At 41.7% G+C, this 19,880-nt stretch carries 16 protein-coding genes and 4 pseudogenes; 15 read left to right on the top strand and 5 right to left on the bottom strand.

From position 1 onward, the window contains the following. Positions 1-31 precede the first annotated feature (31 nt). A complete protein-coding gene (locus F6K46_RS27205) occupies positions 32-1,828 on the top strand; it encodes a serine/threonine-protein kinase (protein WP_293062962.1) in 1,797 nt (598 codons plus the stop codon). A 609-nt stretch (positions 1,829-2,437) separates the two neighbouring features. After that, positions 2,438-3,424 (top strand): homoserine kinase, encoded by a 987-nt coding sequence (thrB, locus tag F6K46_RS27200; protein ID WP_293062960.1) that lies wholly within the window; start codon positions 2,438-2,440, stop codon positions 3,422-3,424. 198 nt (positions 3,425-3,622) lie between these two features. On the opposite strand, the gene F6K46_RS27195 is transcribed toward thrB, so the two are convergent. Next, entirely contained in the window at positions 3,623-4,990 is a 1,368-nt protein-coding gene (locus F6K46_RS27195; RefSeq protein WP_293062953.1) for a transposase, read from the bottom strand. 64 nt (positions 4,991-5,054) lie between these two features. Between F6K46_RS27195 and tnpA the strand changes: the two are divergent. Next, positions 5,055-5,374 (top strand): annotated as a pseudogene (gene tnpA / locus F6K46_RS27190) (IS200/IS605 family transposase); the annotation flags it as partial. Positions 5,375-5,760: 386 nt separating this feature from the next. Further along, a complete protein-coding gene (locus F6K46_RS27185) occupies positions 5,761-7,374 on the top strand; it encodes an NAD(P)H-quinone oxidoreductase subunit 4 (RefSeq protein WP_293062951.1) in 1,614 nt (537 codons plus the stop codon). On the opposite strand, the gene F6K46_RS27180 is transcribed toward F6K46_RS27185, so the two are convergent. Together F6K46_RS27180 and F6K46_RS27175 are read right to left on the bottom strand one after the other, a co-directional pair. After that, a complete protein-coding gene (locus F6K46_RS27180) occupies positions 7,361-7,642 on the bottom strand; it encodes a hypothetical protein (RefSeq protein WP_293062949.1) in 282 nt (93 codons plus the stop codon). The two genes, F6K46_RS27185 and F6K46_RS27180, sit on opposite strands and share 14 nt — an antisense overlap. 51 nt (positions 7,643-7,693) lie before the next feature. Continuing rightward, complete coding sequence (locus tag F6K46_RS27175; RefSeq protein WP_293062947.1) at positions 7,694-8,470, bottom strand: PAP/fibrillin family protein; 777 nt, start codon at positions 8,468-8,470, stop codon at positions 7,694-7,696. Positions 8,471-8,961: 491 nt separating this feature from the next. Here F6K46_RS27175 and F6K46_RS27170 point away from each other — a divergent pair, with 491 nt between their 5' ends. From F6K46_RS27170 to F6K46_RS40285, 4 genes are all read left to right on the top strand, one after another. Further along, entirely contained in the window at positions 8,962-9,768 is an 807-nt protein-coding gene (locus tag F6K46_RS27170; RefSeq protein WP_293062945.1) for an SAM-dependent methyltransferase, read from the top strand. A gap of 219 nt (positions 9,769-9,987) precedes the next feature. Further along, a complete protein-coding gene (locus tag F6K46_RS27165; protein ID WP_293062943.1) occupies positions 9,988-11,172 on the top strand; it encodes a nuclear transport factor 2 family protein in 1,185 nt (394 codons plus the stop codon). A 269-nt stretch (positions 11,173-11,441) separates the two neighbouring features. Then, a complete protein-coding gene (locus F6K46_RS27160; protein WP_293062934.1) occupies positions 11,442-12,116 on the top strand; it encodes a transaldolase family protein in 675 nt (224 codons plus the stop codon). Positions 12,117-12,154: 38 nt separating this feature from the next. Further along, positions 12,155-12,325, top strand: coding sequence for a transposase (locus F6K46_RS40285; RefSeq protein ID WP_366510773.1), 171 nt, complete (start codon positions 12,155-12,157; stop codon positions 12,323-12,325). Between the two features lie 125 nt (positions 12,326-12,450). On the opposite strand, the gene F6K46_RS27155 is transcribed toward F6K46_RS40285, so the two are convergent. Further along, on the bottom strand, positions 12,451-12,957 hold the full coding sequence (locus F6K46_RS27155) for a pentapeptide repeat-containing protein (RefSeq protein WP_293062932.1): 507 nt from the start codon (positions 12,955-12,957) through the stop codon (positions 12,451-12,453). Positions 12,958-13,815: 858 nt separating this feature from the next. Between F6K46_RS27155 and F6K46_RS27150 the strand changes: the two are divergent. From F6K46_RS27150 to F6K46_RS27120, 7 genes and pseudogenes are all read left to right on the top strand, one after another. Further along, positions 13,816-14,063 (top strand): annotated as a pseudogene (locus F6K46_RS27150) (IS66 family transposase); the annotation flags it as partial. Between the two features lie 74 nt (positions 14,064-14,137). Continuing rightward, positions 14,138-16,126, top strand: coding sequence for an NAD(P)-binding domain-containing protein (locus F6K46_RS27145; protein ID WP_075898736.1), 1,989 nt, complete (start codon positions 14,138-14,140; stop codon positions 16,124-16,126). 139 nt (positions 16,127-16,265) lie between these two features. Continuing rightward, on the top strand, positions 16,266-16,448 hold the full coding sequence (locus F6K46_RS27140; protein ID WP_330359494.1) for a hypothetical protein: 183 nt from the start codon (positions 16,266-16,268) through the stop codon (positions 16,446-16,448). A 95-nt stretch (positions 16,449-16,543) separates the two neighbouring features. After that, positions 16,544-17,665: an acyl-CoA dehydrogenase family protein gene (locus F6K46_RS27135; RefSeq protein ID WP_075898734.1), complete on the top strand. Its 1,122-nt coding sequence runs from the start codon at positions 16,544-16,546 to the stop codon at positions 17,663-17,665. A gap of 324 nt (positions 17,666-17,989) precedes the next feature. Continuing rightward, positions 17,990-18,945 (top strand): annotated as a pseudogene (locus tag F6K46_RS27130) (IS630 family transposase); the annotation flags it as partial. Beyond that, a complete protein-coding gene (locus F6K46_RS27125) occupies positions 18,944-19,090 on the top strand; it encodes a hypothetical protein (RefSeq protein ID WP_293062981.1) in 147 nt (48 codons plus the stop codon). The pseudogene F6K46_RS27130 and the gene F6K46_RS27125, both read left to right, overlap by 2 nt. 102 nt (positions 19,091-19,192) lie before the next feature. Next, positions 19,193-19,348, top strand: a pseudogene (locus F6K46_RS27120) (IS630 family transposase); the annotation flags it as partial. A gap of 12 nt (positions 19,349-19,360) precedes the next feature. On the opposite strand, the gene F6K46_RS27115 reads toward F6K46_RS27120, so the two are convergent. Continuing rightward, the gene (locus tag F6K46_RS27115; RefSeq protein ID WP_293062930.1) at positions 19,361-19,639 is read right to left on the bottom strand and encodes a hypothetical protein; all 279 of its coding nucleotides are present in this window, start codon (positions 19,637-19,639) and stop codon (positions 19,361-19,363) included. Positions 19,640-19,880: the final 241 nt, after the last annotated feature.

Here is a 19,880-nt window from a genome sequence, read left to right as displayed (position 1 = left end):
GTAGCTTGACTCTGATGTAGCCGATAGATTAATGAGCAATTTTCCAGACTTATCCAGTCACGATTTCAAAGTGATCAGGGAATTGGGTCATAATCGCGCTGGTGGGAGAGTGACCTACCTAGCCCGAAACCAGGTCAATCACCAATTGGTAGTGATCAAGCAGTTTCAGTTTGCTCAACGCAACAGTAACTGGTCAGACTATGAGACCATAGAAGGGGAAATTCAAGTGTTGCGGGGACTGAATCATCCCGGTATCCCCCGTTACTTAGGGTCATTTCAAACCACTAGGGGCTGTTGTTTGGTACAGGAATACAAACATGCTCCTTCCTTGGCTATACCTCGTAGTTTTGACCCGGAGGAGATTAAGCAAATCGCTGTTGGGTTACTCAATATTCTGGTTTACCTACAACATCGGATTCCTCCGATCATTCATCGAGATATCAAACCGGAAAATATCTTAGTAGATGAGACGATCAATGTTTTTTTGGTAGACTTCGGCTTGGCTCGGATTGGTGATAGTGAACTAGCGGTGAGTAGTGTAGCCAAAGGCACTATTGGGTTTATGGCTCCGGAACAGTTATTTGATAAAGCCCTAAGTAAAGCGTCAGACTTATATGGGTTAGGAGCAACGTTGATTTGTTTACTAACTGGTACTCGATCGACTACGATTAATACCTTAATTGATGAAGACTATTGTCTCAATTTTCAGCATCGTCTACCTCAAGTAAGTTTGGGTTGGCTGGAGTGGTTGCAAAGGATGGTAGAGCTGAAACCTAAAGATCGTTTTCCTGATGCTGAAACAGCTTTAGAAGCTCTCAAGCCAATCTACGTTATCCGGATTCCAGAGGCAAAACTATCCCAATCGTATCTAGAGTTTAGAGCTAAAAAATTAGGGGAAAAACTGACAAAAACTATCACCATTTGTAACACAGTTCCAGACACAGCCTTAGAAAGCCGCTGGCAAATTGCTCCCCATGTCAGTGACCCACCCCACACTCCCTACTTCCATGACTGGATTCGATTGGACACAGCTGATGTTAATGGGAATCAAGGGTTGTGCCAAATTACGATAGATACCAGTAAGCTGATGGCAGACCAAACCTATGAGCGAGAGGTATTAATTCACACTAATGCTGAACACTCAACTCAGGTTTTACCCCTGAAAATCCATACTGCTCCGGTACCAATTGCCACGAAAAAACTTCCCTATCTATCCCTAGCGCTATTGATTGGCTTAGCTACTACAGCTACGTGGGTAGAAACTACGGCTTGGGAGGGAATTGTGAGTAACAGTGGGACAATCGGGATTGCGATCGCTACTTTTGTCTCAGTCTTGGTGGCAATGCTAGGATTGACTGCGGCTGTGACATCTGGGGTGATCTCGAAACTGGTAGCAAGACTCAGAGCCAGGTTTAGTATTCCGTTAAAGGCTATGGATACCGTAGCAGCAGTGTTTTTTGCTGGAGTAGCAGCCCTGTTGGTAGCTGGATTTGGTGCCAAGTTTCGCGCTACCGATAGCGCGATTGCTACCTTTGCAGCAGTGGATGCGGTAGTGTTTATGGCAGCCTTTGAAGGGGAAGGAGTAGCTCAAAGCTGCCGAAAGCGTGGGTTTAGTAAAATCTTAGCCCTGGGAGTGCCTGTGTTATCGGTAGCCTTGGGCATTAGTTTAGGTATCGGTTTAAAGCTGGGATTTTTAAATGTGTTGGTACTGATCGCCATTTTAGTTACAGCAGTTCCCTTAGGTGTGATGATTCTCTATCCCCCATTAGAGCGTCTGCGGCAAGTCAAAACCTATCGGAAATTAGAGAGAAATTTGATCAAGCCTTAGAGGGTATTTATTTGCAGGAGCGATCAGGCTACTGCCTGCACTCAGTTTTTTGTGATTGCAACAAAATAATAGATCTCGATTCCGTTTTATTTGCGGAACTATGGTTTACCTACAACGTTTAACAATTTTTAACAATGTTTAACAATTAACAGTCAACCCCCGAAACCACTATGATATTTTTTGATATTTAATTAGGTAATTTATTAGTCCCTATTACCCATTATCAAAAAGCGCTCAGCTATTTTGCTTAGTGATTAACAAAACTTGGTATCCTAGAAAATTTTGTAATTTTCTAGGTATTTAATACTTTGGCTTTGGAGTAACAAGTTTTATTAATGTAGAACTCCCCTAGCAGCTGATCGGCCTTTGATGATTTGAAACATGCTCGCGTCACCACGCTCTGCAGTCAGGACTTATCGAATTTTTCACAGACTGAGAATACACTGATTCATGATTACCATAGATAATTAATCGTTCTCACTTCTGCCTGGGTGTCGTTTATTCAATTGAAAATCACTTACGTGTAACCAACTGTAAATAAATGTACCAAACCCGGTAGACAGGAGAGCAATTTTTAGGGCAAGATGATTTAGTTCAGAATATTGTCAAATGTCTGTTGTTTCTACGGTCAGGGTTATTGTGCCCGGTACTACCGCTAATCTAGGACCAGGTTTCGATTGCATAGGCGCAGCGTTAACTGTGTATAACCAGTTTAAAGTCACTCGCCTGGAATCAGTAAATTTTGGATCAGTCAAGCTTAAGATTGACGTTACTGGTGTGGAAGCCAACAAGGTTAGTAGAGATGAGAGTAATCTTGTCTATCGAGCCTTTGCAACGTTATATGATCGTCTGGGAAAAACTCCGCCTCCAGTACACCTAGAGATTGAGTTGGGGGTGCCTCTGGCACGAGGATTGGGGAGTTCGGCCACAGCGATTGTTGGAGGATTGATTGCTGCAAATCAGTTAGCGGGTAAACCTCTTTCTCAGCAGGAGGTAATGGAGTTAGCGATCGCAATTGAGGGGCATCCTGATAATGTGGTTCCAGCGCTTTTGGGGGGATGTCGTTTGACCGGTCGAGGTTTGGCTATGAAACCCCAAAGACCCCAAGGACAAGAAGCAAGAGAACAGGATTGGGTAGTTTGTGATGTTGGTTGGTCTTCTGATCTGGTCCCAGTGGTGGCAATTCCAGATTTCGAGCTTTCAACACAGGAGGCACGGCAGGTGTTGCCTGATAGCTACAGCCGTGCTGATGCAGTTTTGAATGTGGCCAGTTTGGGGTTGTTGTTGCGAGGTTTGCAGTCTGGTAAGGGGGATTGGATACGGGTCGGTTTGCAAGACCGGATACATCAGCCTTATCGCCAAAAACTGATTCCTGGTTATGACGCTGTGGAGGCGGCAGCTTTGGATGCTGGAGCCTATGGGATGGTGATTAGTGGGGCAGGTCCTACTTTGTTGGCTTTGGTGAGTGAGTCCAAAGCACCAGCCGTTCAGGAGGCAATGGCGGTAGCTTGGACCGATGCCGGGATTCAGGCTCAAGTGCGATCGCTTTCTCTAGATTCCCAAGGCACCAAGATTGCTCTGGAATTAATTAGCTAATACCACATCCCATGGTACAGCACTACGCATTAAGGTGTTTGACATTGATACAAGCAGCAAAAGCGATTATAGTCAACTTTAGCATGCATGCCTTTTGCCTTTTGCCTTGCATGTAGCGCTATATGACCCCCTGCTGGTTATAGTTGGTAATTGCTTGTGACGCTCCTACACCAACCTTAAAGGTATGGTGTAGGCTTCTCAGGCACCCCGAAGAGTGCGTAGAACTTCCTTGGAGGTATCATCAGTAATAGAACCAACTATTTTAATGCTACCTTTACGGCGTTTTATAGTGGGGAACACGTCCAGCCCCACTCTCTTGATGTTGATAGCAGCATTAATATCTCTATCAACCCAGAGCTTTTCAGTTTCATCCCAATATTCTCGGATACTGCAATCAGTGAAGATTACGTGATCTCGATAGGATAATACTTGAGAAGTATAAGCAGGATTCTTCGAGATCACGATGGCTCCAGCTTTTGCAGCTATGTGACCAAGAATCAAGAAGAACTCACCAAAAGCGGCATCTGCCCAACTTAGGTTGAGTCCAGATTTTGCCGATTGGCCATTAGGCAAATATTTACCAGTCTGGTCTTGCTTAGGGGTGTTACGCCTAGTCAGACCTTTTAGATTTAACTTTTCGTGGAAAAATACCTTTTTACCTGTTCTTACCAAACTGTGAGCAGTTTGGTACTGGAAATCTTTCCTTGCGCGAGCAATTTGTTGATGTACCCGTCCCTCTCTTTTTGCTAGCTTTCGACGTGCTTTACTACCACGTTTGCGAGCATTTTTCTTTCTGGAAATCTTTGCTAGTTTAGCTTGGTTGCGCCGCAAAAACTTTGCTGATGGCAGCTTCGCTCCTTCAGAAGTAGCAAGGTAATGATCTTTATGAAGTACCGCGTCCATGCCCAGGGAGTTATCCCAATTCGGGATGATTTTTTCGGAGGGAATAGTGGGGACAGTAGGATGATCAAGCTTCAGATTTACAAACCATCCATCATTTTTCTTGATGAATTGCACTTGTTTCAGGATTGCACCATCGGGTACATGGCGGTGAGAGCGAATTTTTAGTAAGCCTATCTTGGGTATTTTAAGGTAAATAAATTTCCCACCAACCGAGCAGGAGTGCAGGTTTAAGCCTGCACCTTCAACGATAAATGAACGATAACGAGCGTGAGATTTAAAACGAGGTTTCCCGCTTCTCTTCCCATTTGTATCCCCAGAAATAAATCGGTCAAAAGCTTTATCTACACGTTTACAGACTTCCTGGAGGGTATTGGCAGGAACCCGCGAAAATTCTAGATTCTCTCCTGACCATTCCACAGTGAGTTTACCCTTCTTAAGCCCTGGTAACAGCTTCTTCTGACTGTAGTAGTTAGGACGATCGCGCAGTTCAGGGAGATGGCAGACCAATGGGCAGGAGTTGACCGGAGTTCTATGACGAAACCACCAGTCAAACCTTTCGCCGAGCTGACGATTATACCAGTACCGACAAATCCTTAACCAGAAATTCATTTCCAGCTTTTGGTCGGTGGTTGGAAGTGCTTTATACTGGTAAGTGTATTTCATCTCCCTGTTTGGTGACTAGAAATAAGACTACACTAATTAGTGTACAGATTCCGAAAAGGTTGCCATGAAAAGTGATTACATTTCATGCATGACGATCAGTAAGTGACCTAAAAGCACATCTGGTGTTGACGTCCAAGTATCGGCGTAAGGTTTTCAACGCCGAAATGCTGGAACGCCTTGGTGAGGTAGTAGAGGACTTGTGCCAAAAATGGGATTGTAAGTTGGTTGAGTTTAATGGGGAGGAAGAGCACATCCATCTGTTGTTTCAGTATTTTCCACAAATGGAGTTAACCAAATTCATCAATAATCTCAAGACGGTCACAAGTAGAAGGCTTAGAAGTGGCTTACTTCTGACTTCTGACTTCTAACTTCTGACGCTAAGCGTAGCGCTATATAGCCTCATGCGGTGGAGTCACTGTGTCCACATCACGAAAGTACATTGAAGAACAGGATTCCCCAAAAGCGTTGTGATTGGTTCCATACGGGGGCATTGAACCCCCGGGTGGAACCGCGCATTCCTCTGACACCAAATCAAAGATTATGGTGTGAGGCTCCTGCTAAGCTAGCTGATTACCCCAAACCTCTTACCCCTTAGCATAAGGGTTCTGGGGGTGACCCACCTTAACCTAAATTTTTAACAATTCTTTACTTTTTCGGTAGCAATGGCTACTGAAAAATTTTTTTTGTGTTTTTTCGGTAAATACCCTTTGCAATTCTTAACTTTACTTAATATACTGAAACTAGAAGCCAATAGGTATTTATTCTTAGCTATGGTCTCCGTAAATTTTCCTTGGATAACGACGATTATTCTGCTGCCCCTAGTGGCATCTCTGCTGATTCCGCTCATTCCCAGCAAGTGGCTGAGAATGATTCGTTGGTATGCCCTAGGTGTAGCCGTTCTGGATTTTGTCCTAATCATCTATGGGTTTTGGCATCATTACGATTTCCGAAACTCCGATTTTCAGCTCAGGGAAAGTTATACGTGGATACCCCAGCTTGGCATTAGTTGGTCTGTAGCAGTCGATGGCTTATCGATGCCTCTGATTGTGTTAAGTGGCTTAGTCACTACCTTAGCTATTGTTGCGGCTTGGAAGATTAACCATAAACCGCGTCTGTTTTACTGCTTGATGCTGTTCATGTATAGCGCCCAGATCGGGGTGTTTGCAGCTCAAGATTTAGTGTTGTTTTTCCTAATGTGGGAATTAGAGTTGCTGCCAGTGTACTTGCTCATTTCTATATGGGGAGGAAAACAACGCTTCTACGCCGCAACCAAATTTATTCTTTACACAGCAGCAGGTTCAGTTTTTATCCTGGTCGCCGCGCTAATGATGGCGTTTGCTGGAGATACAGTCACCTTTGACATGCAAACCCTAGGGAATCGGAATTACCCGATAGCTTTGGAACTAGTAGCTTATGCGGGTTTCTTAATTGCCTATGGTGTCAAGTTGCCGATTTTTCCGCTACATACCTGGTTACCAGATGCACACAGCCAAGCTTCTGCTCCAGTCTCGATGATATTAGCTGGGGTCTTATTGAAAATGGGTGGGTATGGACTGATGCGCATGAATCTAGAAATGCTTCCTCATGCCCATACTTACTTCGCACCAGTGCTAGCAGTATTAGGTGTGGTCAATATTATCTACGGTGCTTTGCTTGCTTTTAGCCAAGACAATCTCAAACGACGACTAGCTTACTCGTCAATTTCCCACATGGGTTTTGTGTTGGTTGGCATTGCTTCGTTCACTGAATTAGGAATGAATGGAGCTATCTTACAAATGCTTTCCCATGGGTTAATCGCTGCTGCCTTATTCTTCCTATCTGGTGTCACCTACGAGCGTACTCATACCCTAGCGATGGCAAAAATGGGAGGAATGGCGAAAGAAATGCCCAAAGCATTTGCCCTCTTCACTGCTGGTTCCATGGCATCCCTAGCCTTACCAGGAATGAGTGGTTTTGTGGGTGAGTTGTCAGTCTTTCTTGGAGTCACCACTAGCACTGTCTACAGCTCATCTTTCAAAGTCGTCATCGTTTTCTTAGCCGCAGTGGGATTAATCCTAACTCCGATTTATCTGCTTTCACTGCTGAGACAGGTATTTTTCGGTAAAAATAACTCTGGATTAATTATTGAGAAATACTTAGGGGATGCCAAGCCTCGCGAAATTTTCGTTACCGCTTGTCTGTTAATCCCTATTATTGGCATCGGTCTTTATCCGAAGCTAGTCACTCAAACCTATGATGTGAAAACTGTAGCGGTTGCTGCTCAAATGCGCCAATCCTTACCAGTGATTGTTCAAGAGGAATCACCTCTATACTCTGGTAACTTCACAGCACCACAGTTAGCTAACACAAAGGCTCAACCTATTCTTGGGGTTACCCAGTATTGATTAGTTCCTGTTTGCGATTAGCGGGAGTTAAACAAAAAGAACGCCCCAAACAAAGCAGGAGCATCTCACTTTGGAAAAAACATACCGCAAATAGCTGTATCATGGTGATTATACCGCCAAAATAAAACGATATATTTGCCAAAATGAGATGCTCCCAACAAAATGGGAGCATCTTACTGTTTTGATGAAAAGCCCGAGTGGGAGAAACCTCCTGTTCCGTGTCTTGATGCAGTCGCTCATGGGGGAAACCCCCAAGACCGCGCTCCATCGCTTGCTGAATCGCTTTTGAAATTAGTAGGTGCGCTCTTACCATTAAGAATTAAATTCGCGAGGGGTCGCACCTGTCGATGTCACAGACTAAAACTGTACCCTTTTCCCCACGAACGATTCGTAGTTCCTCATCCAGATAGAGAATTTGTAGACGACCTTTGGGCGATCGCTTCATGGTAAATGCTACTTCTCCAGTATCTCGGTTCATCCCTTGGGGGGGTACTAAACCGAACATCAACTTCAAAAAACCAGACATCAATTTTTCTGTCAAGCTTTTCTGTGAAGATGGGGATTGATCAGCAAAAATGGCTTGCCAATCTTTTAGATTTGTTGATGGATGAGGAGCTAAAATACCTCCTGTAAATTGTACTTGCAGCACCCAATCACTAACGGGATAACAAACGCCTTTGTTGCGTACAATTCCCCTGATTTGAGGCATAGACTCATCAACGGTCGTAAATTCCACAACGATATCATAACTACGCTGTTGACCATCTCCCAACAAAAATACAGGTTGGAGAACTCGGTCAATCACCAGTTTTAATCCTGTGGGTTGAAACATATTAAAAGCAAGACGACCGAGAGTATAAGCATACTGACCATCTGCCAGTTGCTCTCCTCCGGGAAAATTAGGTGCGCTAATTAACAACCATTCATTATCCAAGAGTTCTCCATGACGTGTTGGTGTTGTTGTCGGATTGAGTTGAGATAAATGATTAATTGCAGCAATTACCGCTTCATCCTTCGTATTTCCACCACAAGCGGCAAGCACTTGACGCAAAGCTGTTTTAGCTGATGTACGTTTTTCTGAATCTACGACTACCATATTCTTGAATATTTTAGCTGTCCTGATGCTACTTTATATCATCCTGGATTGTTGAGTTTTTATTGACTATTTTTTTTTAAACTTGTTACATTTATTCTGGTTAAAGTCCAATAACTTTTAAAAAAATCCTACTATGTCTAGCAGCGTTTTACAGTCCGTAACCTCTCAAACTAAGGCAGTGCAAGAACTTGCAGCAGGTGGCTCTGATCCAGAAGTCTTTGACTGGTAAGAAGTTTGGTATCCTGTTTCTTACGTCAAGGATTTAGACAAATCCCAGCCCACTAGCTTCACTTTGTTAGAGCAGGATATTGTCCTCCGCTGTAAAGATTAGCGCTACCACCATCCATAAACAGGTGCTTAGGTGTCCAAGGTGTGCCCAGTGACGCTTGTTGACTGATCTAGATCTTCAGGGCATTGTAGATACAGGAGTTTTGTTCACAGCAAAAGGAGGCTTATAATAATCCAGTTAAAATATCTGATTAAGATTTCTTATGACATCATCACTACCAGGAAACCCTCAGCCAGAACAATTTGTCCCTTTTACTGCTCGTTTAATGGCAGCAATAAGAGCAAAAGAAACAACAAGATCAGATCGTCTGTTTAATGACCCTTTTGCTGCTCAGTTAGCTGGAGAAGAAGCATTTGCTGTTTTAGAGCAAAAGTTAAAGGTAGAAGATCAGGCTTATGTAGCAGTCCGAACCCGTTTATTTGATGATTTTATTCTTTCAGCCTCTGCCAAAGCGCATCAAGTGGTTATTCTAGCTTCGGGTATGGATACCCGAGCTTATCGTCTTTCTTGGTCATCTGTCACTAAAATCTACGAACTAGACCAACCGCAGGTTCTCAAAACTAAGGCAACCATTCTCCAAGAGGTTGTTCCCAACTCTCAACACTGTGCTATTTCCGCAGATTTAACTCAACCTTGGTCACATCTGTTGTTTACTAAAGGATATCAGCCTGAATTGCCTTCAGTCTGGTTATTAGAAGGACTGTTGATGTACTTGAGCGAGCCGGAAGTACATCAGTTACTGGAAACAATTTCCCAGTTAACGGCTACTGATAGTTATTTAGCTTTGGATTTAGTTAATGTTAAAGGCATAGAATACGAACCCTACAAAGGTTATTTCCGTTCCGGTTTCGATTCCCCAGAAGAACTGTTAGCTCAATATGACTGGGAAGCAGAAGTTATTCAACCTGGAGATGAGGGGGCGAATTTTGATCGTTTCATAGAGCCGTTACCCCCTCGTGATGTTCCTGATGTAGCAAGAGTATTTCTGGTGAAAGCTAAAAAACAGTAACTTAATCAATAGCTTCGCAAAAAAAAGGTTAACTAAACGCGATCGCTAATGCTATCTATCAACACTAGAGATTGCCGACAACTAGGGCAATGGTTTGTATGTCTGTGCAAAATATTGTATAATTCCTGATTACTTAATTCTTGGAAAGGTGCTTCTGTTAATCCCTGCCATGCAGGTTTCCCACTAAATGCTTAGCTAAAATCTCAAATCTCAAATCTCATGACCACACCTGCCCATAATCTGATCCAGTCTATCTATGAAGCCATCAATCGTAGGGATGTTAACGCTGCGATGGAGTGGATAGACGACCAGTGTATTTACGAGGATCTAAACTTTTCCCAACCATTCAAAGGAAAGGAAGCTGTCAGACAACTTCTGGAAGAATCCTGTCAAGGTATCCCGGATCAGTTAAAATTTGTAATTGACGATATCACCACAGGCGATCCCCTGGCAGTAGGAATACTATGGCACGTTGAATTAGACGGCATTCCCTTTCCTAACGGACGAGGTGTTAGCTTTTATCGTTTTTCTGAGGTAACTGGCAAGTTAGTTTTAGCCCGTGATCTGGTTGAACCCCCCATAAAACCAGGGAAGGCGGCATTCTTTATCATCCGACTGGTATCTCCGCTGATACGGACACTGCTGAAAAATCGGCAAGATGAAAGCACTAGGGAAACCTCTCCCTTAGGCCAAGGGATTCCAAAAAATCAACGCTTTCTTGCTCTAGTATTTGGGTTAATAGCGATCGCTTATATTTACATTCTGTTGCTATCTCCACCAGGGCAACTTATTCCAGGGGAACCCGCTTGGGCGATTCAACCAGAAACTATAGAGGAAATAACAAATGAATCTCTGAATTTTTTCTTTATTCTACCCCTTTTGAACCTAGTAGGCATTCATTATTTAGAAGCACCAGTGCTTCATCCTACCTTAGAAGCACTTTTCAACTTTGCCGAAGCTTGGATTTTTATGTTTTTACCTCTACTCCTGGTCGATAGAAGGACAATTCATTTCCCCAAGATTCTCATTTGGAGTCTGGCGATGTTCGGAACGAATGCTGTTCTTACCCCTTATATGGCACTGCGCTATAATACACCAATTCCGCCAGTAAAGGAGGAAACGAACAAGGGACTATTAGCTCGTGTATTTGGTTGGACAGGAATGATAGTGGGGATAATTGCCTTAGTTTGGGGGGTGATGGGACGACCAGAATTTGGAGATTTGGTCGAGAGAATGAACTATTTTGGCGAGCAATTGATAACGAACCGACTTACATTAGCTTTCTGTGTAGATTTAGTACTTTTTTCCCTTGTTCAGGCTTTACTTTTGGGGGCAGTTAACAGCAGGATTGGCTGGTTTCGATTTATTCCTTTCTGGGGACTTGCGCTATGGCTAATTCTATGAGTTGCTTGGAGGTTGGCTCAGCACGAGCGAAAGCAATTTGCTGCCCAAAATGACTTTTATTCTCAAATCATAACTATAGCGTTTATCGCAGTTATGAGGTACAGTATTATTTGACACTGATTCCCTTAAAACCCTCTTTACTATTGCCTATTGCCTATTGCCTATTGCCTATTGCCTTAAAAGGATAAGCTTTGTCCTCATGACTATGAGAATTGCTATAACTGTACTGCGGAGCATTTTTATTCAGTAAAGTTAATCAGTATTTAATCATGTTAGAACTATATTTAGACAGTGCCGATGTTGAACAGATAGCACGTTTTCACTCTTGCTTACCGATTAAAGGAATAACCACCAACCCCAGTATTCTGGCTCAAGCCAACATCGGTGTTAATCAACTACTTAAAGACGTAAATACTATACTAGGAAATGATGCACGTTTTCACATTCAAGTTATCAGTCAATCTGTAGATGAAATTATCGTTGAAGCTGAGAAAATCACAGCGTTACCCTATGATATTGTGCTTAAAATTCCGGCCACGGAAATAGGTCTGGTGGCAATAAAAAAGTTACATCAGAAGCAGATACCTCTATTAGCTACGGCAATTTATACAGTTCAACAAGGTTTTTTAGCTGCACTAGCAGGTGCAGATTATTTAGCTCCTTATGTGAATCGAATTGATGTTTTTGGGGGCAATGGTGTCACAGTTGTGGAGCAACTTCAACAACTTGTCCAACAACAACAGCTAAGTTGTTGTTTATTACCTGCTAGTTTTAAAAATCCCCGTCAAGTTTTAGAGGTATTACAAGCAGGGGTTGGTGCGATTACTTTGCCTGTAGGTATAATGGGACAAATGGTTTCACATCCGGCTATACCTTTGGCCGTTGAACAATTTAATACTGATTGGCAACAAGTCTTTGGTGATAAATTAGCTTTTGAAACTTAATGTGACCTGAGTTTTGGATAATAAAACAGGCAGATAGAGTGACAATACATAAATGGAAACTAGAGGAATTGAACGCTGAAGCATATCATGTTCAATTGATGGTAAATTTTTATTCCAACAATAACTTATCTGACTTGATTTCATCCTTTAAATCAGCTAGTAGCAGGATTTTTATGGTAAGCATTCAGCTATCAACTATCAGCGATTAGCGCTACGCCCACGCTACGGGAACAGGCAAAGGCCAACGGCTGACCACTGTTCGCGTAGCGTGAGCTTTTAGCTCACCACTGACCACTGACCACTGACCGCTGACAGCTAAATACTTAAATTAATTTTAATAACAGAATAAAGAATCGCGAGTATCAACACCAGTTATGGGATTAGTACCAGAAGCTTTTTTGCATAGCTTCTGGTCTTGGTTATAATCCAAAATTGCCAAGGTGAAGTCAGCGCCAGTAATATCTGCACCCTTAAATTTAGATTTCAATATCAATGCATCTTCAAAAACTGCATCGGTTAAGTCTGCTCCCTTGAAGCTACCTATATTAATGTATGCAGAGGTGAAATTGGCTCCATGTAGATTAGCATTCGTGAAATCAACTTTGGTAAAGTTGGCACCTATAAACTTAAAGTTGCTCAAGTTGGCTGACTGGAAATTGACATTGCTAAAAACCTTGTAACTCAAGTCTTTATCGGAGAAATCTTGAGCGCTTTTAGGCTCGTTTTCATAGTCAGCTTTTATGGTGGCAGCGCTTTGGGCTTGGGCTGGCAGAGGCAAGACTAATATAGTTAGTGCTAGTAGAAAGGCTGCCAGGTGTAGAAAGTACTTACCGTACTTCATAAATCGCTCTAATCCTCCTTTTGATTAAACGTTGCTGACAAGGGTAACTATAGCACTTATCATAGTCATGAGGTACAAAATTCTCGGCTTTAGGGAGCAGGGAGCAGGGAGCAGGAAGCAGGTAAGATGGAAGAGGGAATAGGTAAAAAATCTATAAGAAACGCTATATAGGGAGCAGGTCAATTTTGTAAGAAAACTTGAACTACAAACGCTTGAACTAAAGTGTTTTCGGGGCTTCAGTAGCAGTTATCAGTTATTTTAGTACATTTGTTCTGCGAATTTGACATGCTCCCAACGCTATATATCCTCAAATTACTTCCCTGATAGTTCTAGTGAACAATAGCTGAGGGGGTGACATGAGCCCTGAAAAGCTTACTAGGTAAGGCTTTGATGCCAATTATTTCAGGAAAGATAAACTCCCAAATTGACCCTTCTTTGATGTTCTGGACGCTCAAACCCTTATAACTACGTCCAAGGTCGGTCCAAAACAGCATGTATCTTTTTGTAACAGATGAGCTGAATATCTTACCCAGTAAGGATTTTAGCTTGCATGTCACCCCCCCAGGAACAATAGCTCATCCTTAGAAGTCAACTAAAGCGGCATTTCGGGCAGGGTAAACGCATCTAATTTTTTTATCCTATATATAGTGTTTTTAAAATTAAATAAACACTATATGTTGAAAAGCCATTGTCAATAAGCACAATAAGGCCAGGTTTATTGAGAACTACCCCCGCTTACCCAACAAGATGCGTTTACCCTGGCATTTCGGGCTATACTTTGATAAATTTTTTTTGATTTTATTTAAGGTTTACGTTAAAATAGCATACTAAATACTGAAGACCGGTATTTCCAAGGGCCACCCAGAAGTTCCACCCGATAATAATCGAGTAATCGAGCGGAAAGAGCATTGCGTCCAGCAGTGACCAAACGTAAGGTCTGTGGCGGTTCCCGTTCCATAGAACGGTTTCGGGAAACAGCCGATTTACTCAGTGTCATCCAAACCTACCGTGTCCAGGATCCTTCGGCTATGGAGTTTTTCCGACAAGCTCTTGAGGCTACCGTTTCCCCAACGGTTTCTTATCCTTCCCTGATTCCGATGACCTGAATTCTTACGTTTTCAAAATCAGGTGCAAGATCTGAGTTATACTTATTCTGTTGACTACTAGACAATAACAAATAATGAAAAAGATAAATTATGGATTTATAGGAACAGGAATAATTGGTGAAATGCTAATTAATAGATTTGTAGATAGCGGAGTAGCCGATCCCGATCAAATCTATGCATCAAATAGAAGTACTGAAAGATTAAAAAGAATAGTCATATATACAGGAATAAATAAAGGGACAAATCAAGAAGTTATTTCTAATTCTGATTATATTTACCTGTGTGTGAAACCACAGGATTTGCCTGATGTATATCAAGACTTAAACGGAAAGTTGAATGAAAAAACTCTGGTAACTTCTGTCGCATCTATAGAAAGAAATTATTACTATGAAAATTTAGGCAAAATAAAATTAGTTAGAATAATCCCAAGTATAACAAACAAAAGAAAAGGCACAATTCTTTTTGTAGCAGATAAATCTCAAGAATCAGAAAGAGTTTATTTAGATTTGTCACAAATTGCTAATGTCTATTGTGTCCCTGAAGAACATCTTGATGAATATACGCATCTGGCAAGTTGTTCTCCTGCAATAATCTCTGAATTTATCAGAGGATATCTGACATCAATTACAAAAAAAGGAATAAATGAAGAGAAAGGTAGAGAAATAATTTTTGATGCATTATATCAGACTGCTGATTTGTTAAAAGAATTTGGATTTAGAGTAATAGATGATGTTTGTACAAAAGGAGGAATAAGTAGAGTCGGAGTTAATTTTGTTTCTGAAAATTTCCCAATTGAGAGATTATCAGATGAATTACTTGGAAGAATGAAATCAGTCAAATTAGAATGGAGTGGTAAATATGAATTGAATAATCAAAATATTTTAGATATAATTAATGAGAATGGAACACCTCTTTATGTTTATGAAGAAAATGAGATTAAAAGAAACTTTGAACTAATCATAGATTCAATACCTTATGAAAATAAACAGGTACATTATGCCGTTATGTGTAATAGTAATAGCGAGGTATTAAGGAAAATCAGACAATTAGGAGGCTTTGTTCAAATAAATTCTATACACGAACTTGATTTAGTTAAGAAAGTGGGATTCAGTAATGGGGATATTTCTTTTACTTCAACTGGTTTGGATAGTGAAAGTTTAGAGAGATTAGTTCAAGAAGGAGTGCAAGTAAATTTGGATTCAGTTGAAGAGGTTGAGAAATATTGTAAATTGAATGCAGGGGGTAATTTTGGAATTAGAATTAAAATGAAAGAAGATATCGAACTTCCTGAAGGTTATACTAATTCCCCAAAAGATTCAGATGTAGGTATACCTCAAGACTATTTTTCAAGAGTAAAACAAATTGCTCAAGATTATGGATGTAGAATCAATGAAATACACGGATATCTCGCATCTAATATTTTAGATTCAGAACCTTTAATACACTCTTCAAATTATTTGATGGAATGTGCAAAGCAATTTCCAGATTTAGAATATGTAAATTTTGGAAGTGGTTTTGGCGTACCTGGAAGAAAAACTGAATCAAAATTTGATTTTGCTGGAATAGGAGAATACTATTCAAGATTAACAAAAGAATTATCAGACCATCTTGGAAGGGATGTAAAATTAAAAATAGAGCCTGGTAGATCGGTTGTAGCAACGGCAGGAACACTTTATGCCAAAGTAACAAATGTTAAACAATTGACTGGTAAAAAGCAGATATCAATCAATGCAGGGTTCGGAGAATTTCCAAGACCAAGAATATATGGAGCATACCACGAAATTGAGGCTGTTGGTAAAACAGGAGAGACAGAAACTTATGACATAAGAGGCAATACTGTATTGCAATCAGACTTTTTAGGCAAAGAGAGAAAACTACCTCAAGTACAAGAAGGAGATATCCTGGCAATTAGAAATACAGGGGCTTATGGAATAGTAATGGCTTCAGGTTTCCCAGGAAAAGAGTTACCTTCTGAAGTAATGGTTTATTCAGATGGCACATTTAAGAGGATACTTGATTGGGCTGAGTCTGACTCGCTTGCCAGAAGCAGTAGATATGAGTAGGATGTTCTTGACTGAGTGAGTCGAATTTAGTGAAGAAGCAGCTCAACGCCTACAAGCTGAAGGTGCTTCACAGGTACTGCAAGCCATCCTTCATGCTATTAGTGATCTGTCACAGCTGAGTGCAGATTAGGCTGGGCAGATTATTAAAAAGGTCACTAAAGAGCAGAAAGTGAAAAAAGGATCCCTCGTGCGATCGCTCCGTGCTGCACTCACTGGAGATGTTCACGGTCCCGATCTCATTGAATCTTGGGTGATTTTCCATCAGCACGGTAGGGACAAAATCCGCCTACAGCAGGCATTGATTAACACTTCTACTACTTAGGTGATTTACTGATTGTAGGATGTGCATACCCTTCGGGATGCTCCTAAAGCATCCCGAGTTCGGTGTTTTTAACCACTATGGGAATACGTTAGGACATGAGTAGAACTCACCACAGAGTCACAGAGAACACAGAGAGTAATCGAGATGAGCAACAAGCGCTGTTAGAAATTGCTGAGTCTTATCTCCGGGAGTTTGTTGCACCAGTAGCGTCAGAAATTGATGATAATCCAGAAGTATTAAGAGCGGCACTTCAGGGAATGGGTGCTCGCTCTTTATTGGCACTGCAGATTCCTAAGGTTTGGGGAGGTACTGGAGTTAGTGAGCTAACCTTTCGCCACTTCCAGCAGCTCATTCCCCGTTACTCTGGTGCGTTGGCATTTCTGCACACCCAACACCAAAGTGCAGGAGAATTCCTCACCAACACTGACAATGAATCTTTAAAGTGGCAATATCTGCCTTATATGAGCCAAGGACAGGTGTTGCTTGGCATTGGCTTTTCCCATCTGCGACGCCAAGGCAAGTCAATGGTTAAAGCTATTCCTGTAGCAGGTGGGTATCAGATAGAAGGAAAAGTACCTTGGGTAACGGGTTTTGGTTTCTTTCAAGATTTTATTTTGGGTGCAACACTTCCCGATGGTCGGGCAGTTTATGGTATGTTGCCGTTTATTGAAACCATGCAAGAGACTGGGGGAGCAATTACTTTTAGTAAGCCAATGGAATTAGGGGCAATGTCCTCAACCAATACCGTTACGGCAGAGCTTACTCATTGGTTCTTACCTGAAGAGCGTGTTGTCTTCATTAAACCCACTGGTGCAATTCATGAGAACGATCGAAAGAATGTTCTGAATCACGGGTTTGACTGCTTGGGCAATACTAGAGCAGGTCTCGATATCATAGAGGCTGTTTACCAGACTAAACAACTTCCCTTCATCAAGCAAGCATTTGATGCCTTCAACGAAGAACTCAAACGTTGTCAATCAGCAATGATGGCGGCACTAACACCTGATTCTCAGTCTTGCGAAGAACGGCTACAACTCCGCGCTTGGGCAATTAATTTAGCGCAACGTTGTACTGCAGCAGCAGTTACTGTTTCTAGTGGTGCCGCTAATTACCGACATCATGGCGCACAGCGAGTATATCGTGAGGCATTGGTGTTCACAGTCTTAGGTCAAACAAGGGCTGTTATGGAAGCAACTCTTGCTCAGTTGGTGAATTAGGTATTAGGTGTTAGGACACGAGGAGAACTCACTACAAAGCCACAAAGAACACAAAGAAAATCTATACGTCCTAATCTTTCCTAATCTGCCATCTTAGAGGTTGTCTGAGAAGTCTCATTTGCTACATCCAAGCCCCCGTTGGTCCCCCAATTTTGGGGGACTTTTAGAAGCAAATTGACTCTTATTCCCCCCAAAGTTGGGGGGCTAGGGGGGCAAAATTCAGTATAAAAAAACTTTTCAGATATCCTCTTAGTGCTATAGCGTTTCTCATAGCTATGAGGTACACTAATAAATAGATTAGATAGTTAGTGATACAAATTTCGGATGAAACCTTACTCTCTTGACTTTCGGCAAAAAATTCTAGAAATCCATAAAAAATAAAATTTATCAATCCGAAACTTAGCTCAACGTTTTGGTGTAGCCAAAAGCTTTATTCAAAAATTACTAAAACAACATCGAGAAACCGGAGATATTAAACCCCTCTCTTGGTGCGCATTCCCTAGGTCGGGTTTCCCGACCGGGGTCGCACAGCAACGTCAAGGGGTAAGTCCGCCACGCAAACTTAGGGTCGAGCAATTAATAGATTTGGGAGAAATAATTGAAACAAATAATGATGCTACGTTAGTTGAACTTTGTGATTTACTATAAATAAAGATCCAAATTCGCGTAAGTCGAGCCACGATGGCAAGACTAATCAAACAACTCGATTATACTTAAAAAAAAACATTATATGCAGCGGAAAAAGAGTCAGAAATAGTCCAAATAAAACGACTAAAGTTTTGGTCAGATATCCGAGATATCCCGGCATAATATTTGATTTTAATAGATGAATCGGGAGTAAATTTAGCAGCGATGCAGCGCGGTCTTGGGGAGGCAGTGCGGTCTTGGGGGTCTCCCCCACTCGCGGTCTGCCGTGGTTTCCCCCATGAGCGACTGCATCAAGACAATGGTTAGGATGTATGCTAGAGCCTTAAAAGGGAAAAGAGCCAGAGGTAAAAAACCACTGAAAAGAGCCTGAGGCAAAAATATCTCCGTAATAGGTGCTTTATCTTTATAAAAAGTCGTGGCATCTAGTAATATATCTGGAGGAGTTAATCGAGTAACTTTTGAAGCAGTTATTGCTAAAAATTTAGTTACTAATTTATTTCTGTAAAAATGCCTGTGTAATAATGGATAATGCTAAAATCCATGAAGGAGAAATGGTTAGAGAATTAATTGAACAAGCGGGAGCAAAACTGATTTATTTACCCCCCTATTCTCCCGAGTTTTCACCAAGCGATGCAGCGCGGTCTTGGGGGTTTCCCCGGAGACGAAACCTTAGAGACTGGAGCCTTTAATGTCAGCAGGTTATGCAGAAAAGAGGTGCGACCCGTGGCGAATTTAATTCGCCTACGGAAAGCGCACCTTTGGTTAAATATTTTTTAATAAGGCGACCCTCTCGAAACGGTAACTTCGGCGTAGCCGACGCTTGGCCGTAGGCCACGCCAAAGGCGAACGCGAACAAACCATGAGCGACTGCATCAAGACATCGAAAATTTTTGGTCAAAAGTCAAAGCAATCTTGAAAAAGATTAAAGCCAGAACTTACAAAGATTTAATAGAGGGGATTGCCGATGCCATCTTAAAAGTCACTAAGGAAGATATTCGGAATTGGTTTACTCACTGCTGTTACTGTACCTCATGAATATGAGAATTGCTATAGCGCAATTTTATCATAACCAAACTCTAGAAACTCGCTCTGGCATGGTGTATAACCCAATGTTTGATAGGCTTGAATATAGGCAGATAATGTTTCTTCTTTCGGTACGCATTCAACCCAATAAAACTGATCTTCTGGCGTAGGTTGCCACCATCTTTCGCGATCGCCAGCCACCCAAGCAAAACAGTTATATTCTTGGGATTTTGGACTGGTAACAGTATATTGAGTCCGCGCTAAATTAGGAAAACGTAACTCTAAGTGTATAGCTTCTCCCATGAAAAACTCAAGCAATATAACCCTTTTGTCTTCCCCAATTTAACCATGCTTGAGCCATTAGTTTGATTTTTCCCCGTTGTTCTGGCAGAACTGGGTTTTCTTAGGTAATCTGACCTGGGGGGGTGACATGCAAGCTAAAATCCTTACTGGGTAAGATATTCAGCTCATCTGTTACAAAAAGATACATGCTGTTTTGGACCGACCTTGGACGTAGTTATAAGGGTTTGAGCGTCCAGAACAT

It is taken from the genome of Moorena sp. SIO3E8, assembly GCF_010692445.1.
GTDB classification, from domain to species: domain Bacteria; phylum Cyanobacteriota; class Cyanobacteriia; order Cyanobacteriales; family Coleofasciculaceae; genus Moorena; species Moorena bouillonii.
Note: the sequence above shows the minus strand (reverse complement) of the source record. Positions and strands in the feature narration are given on the sequence as shown.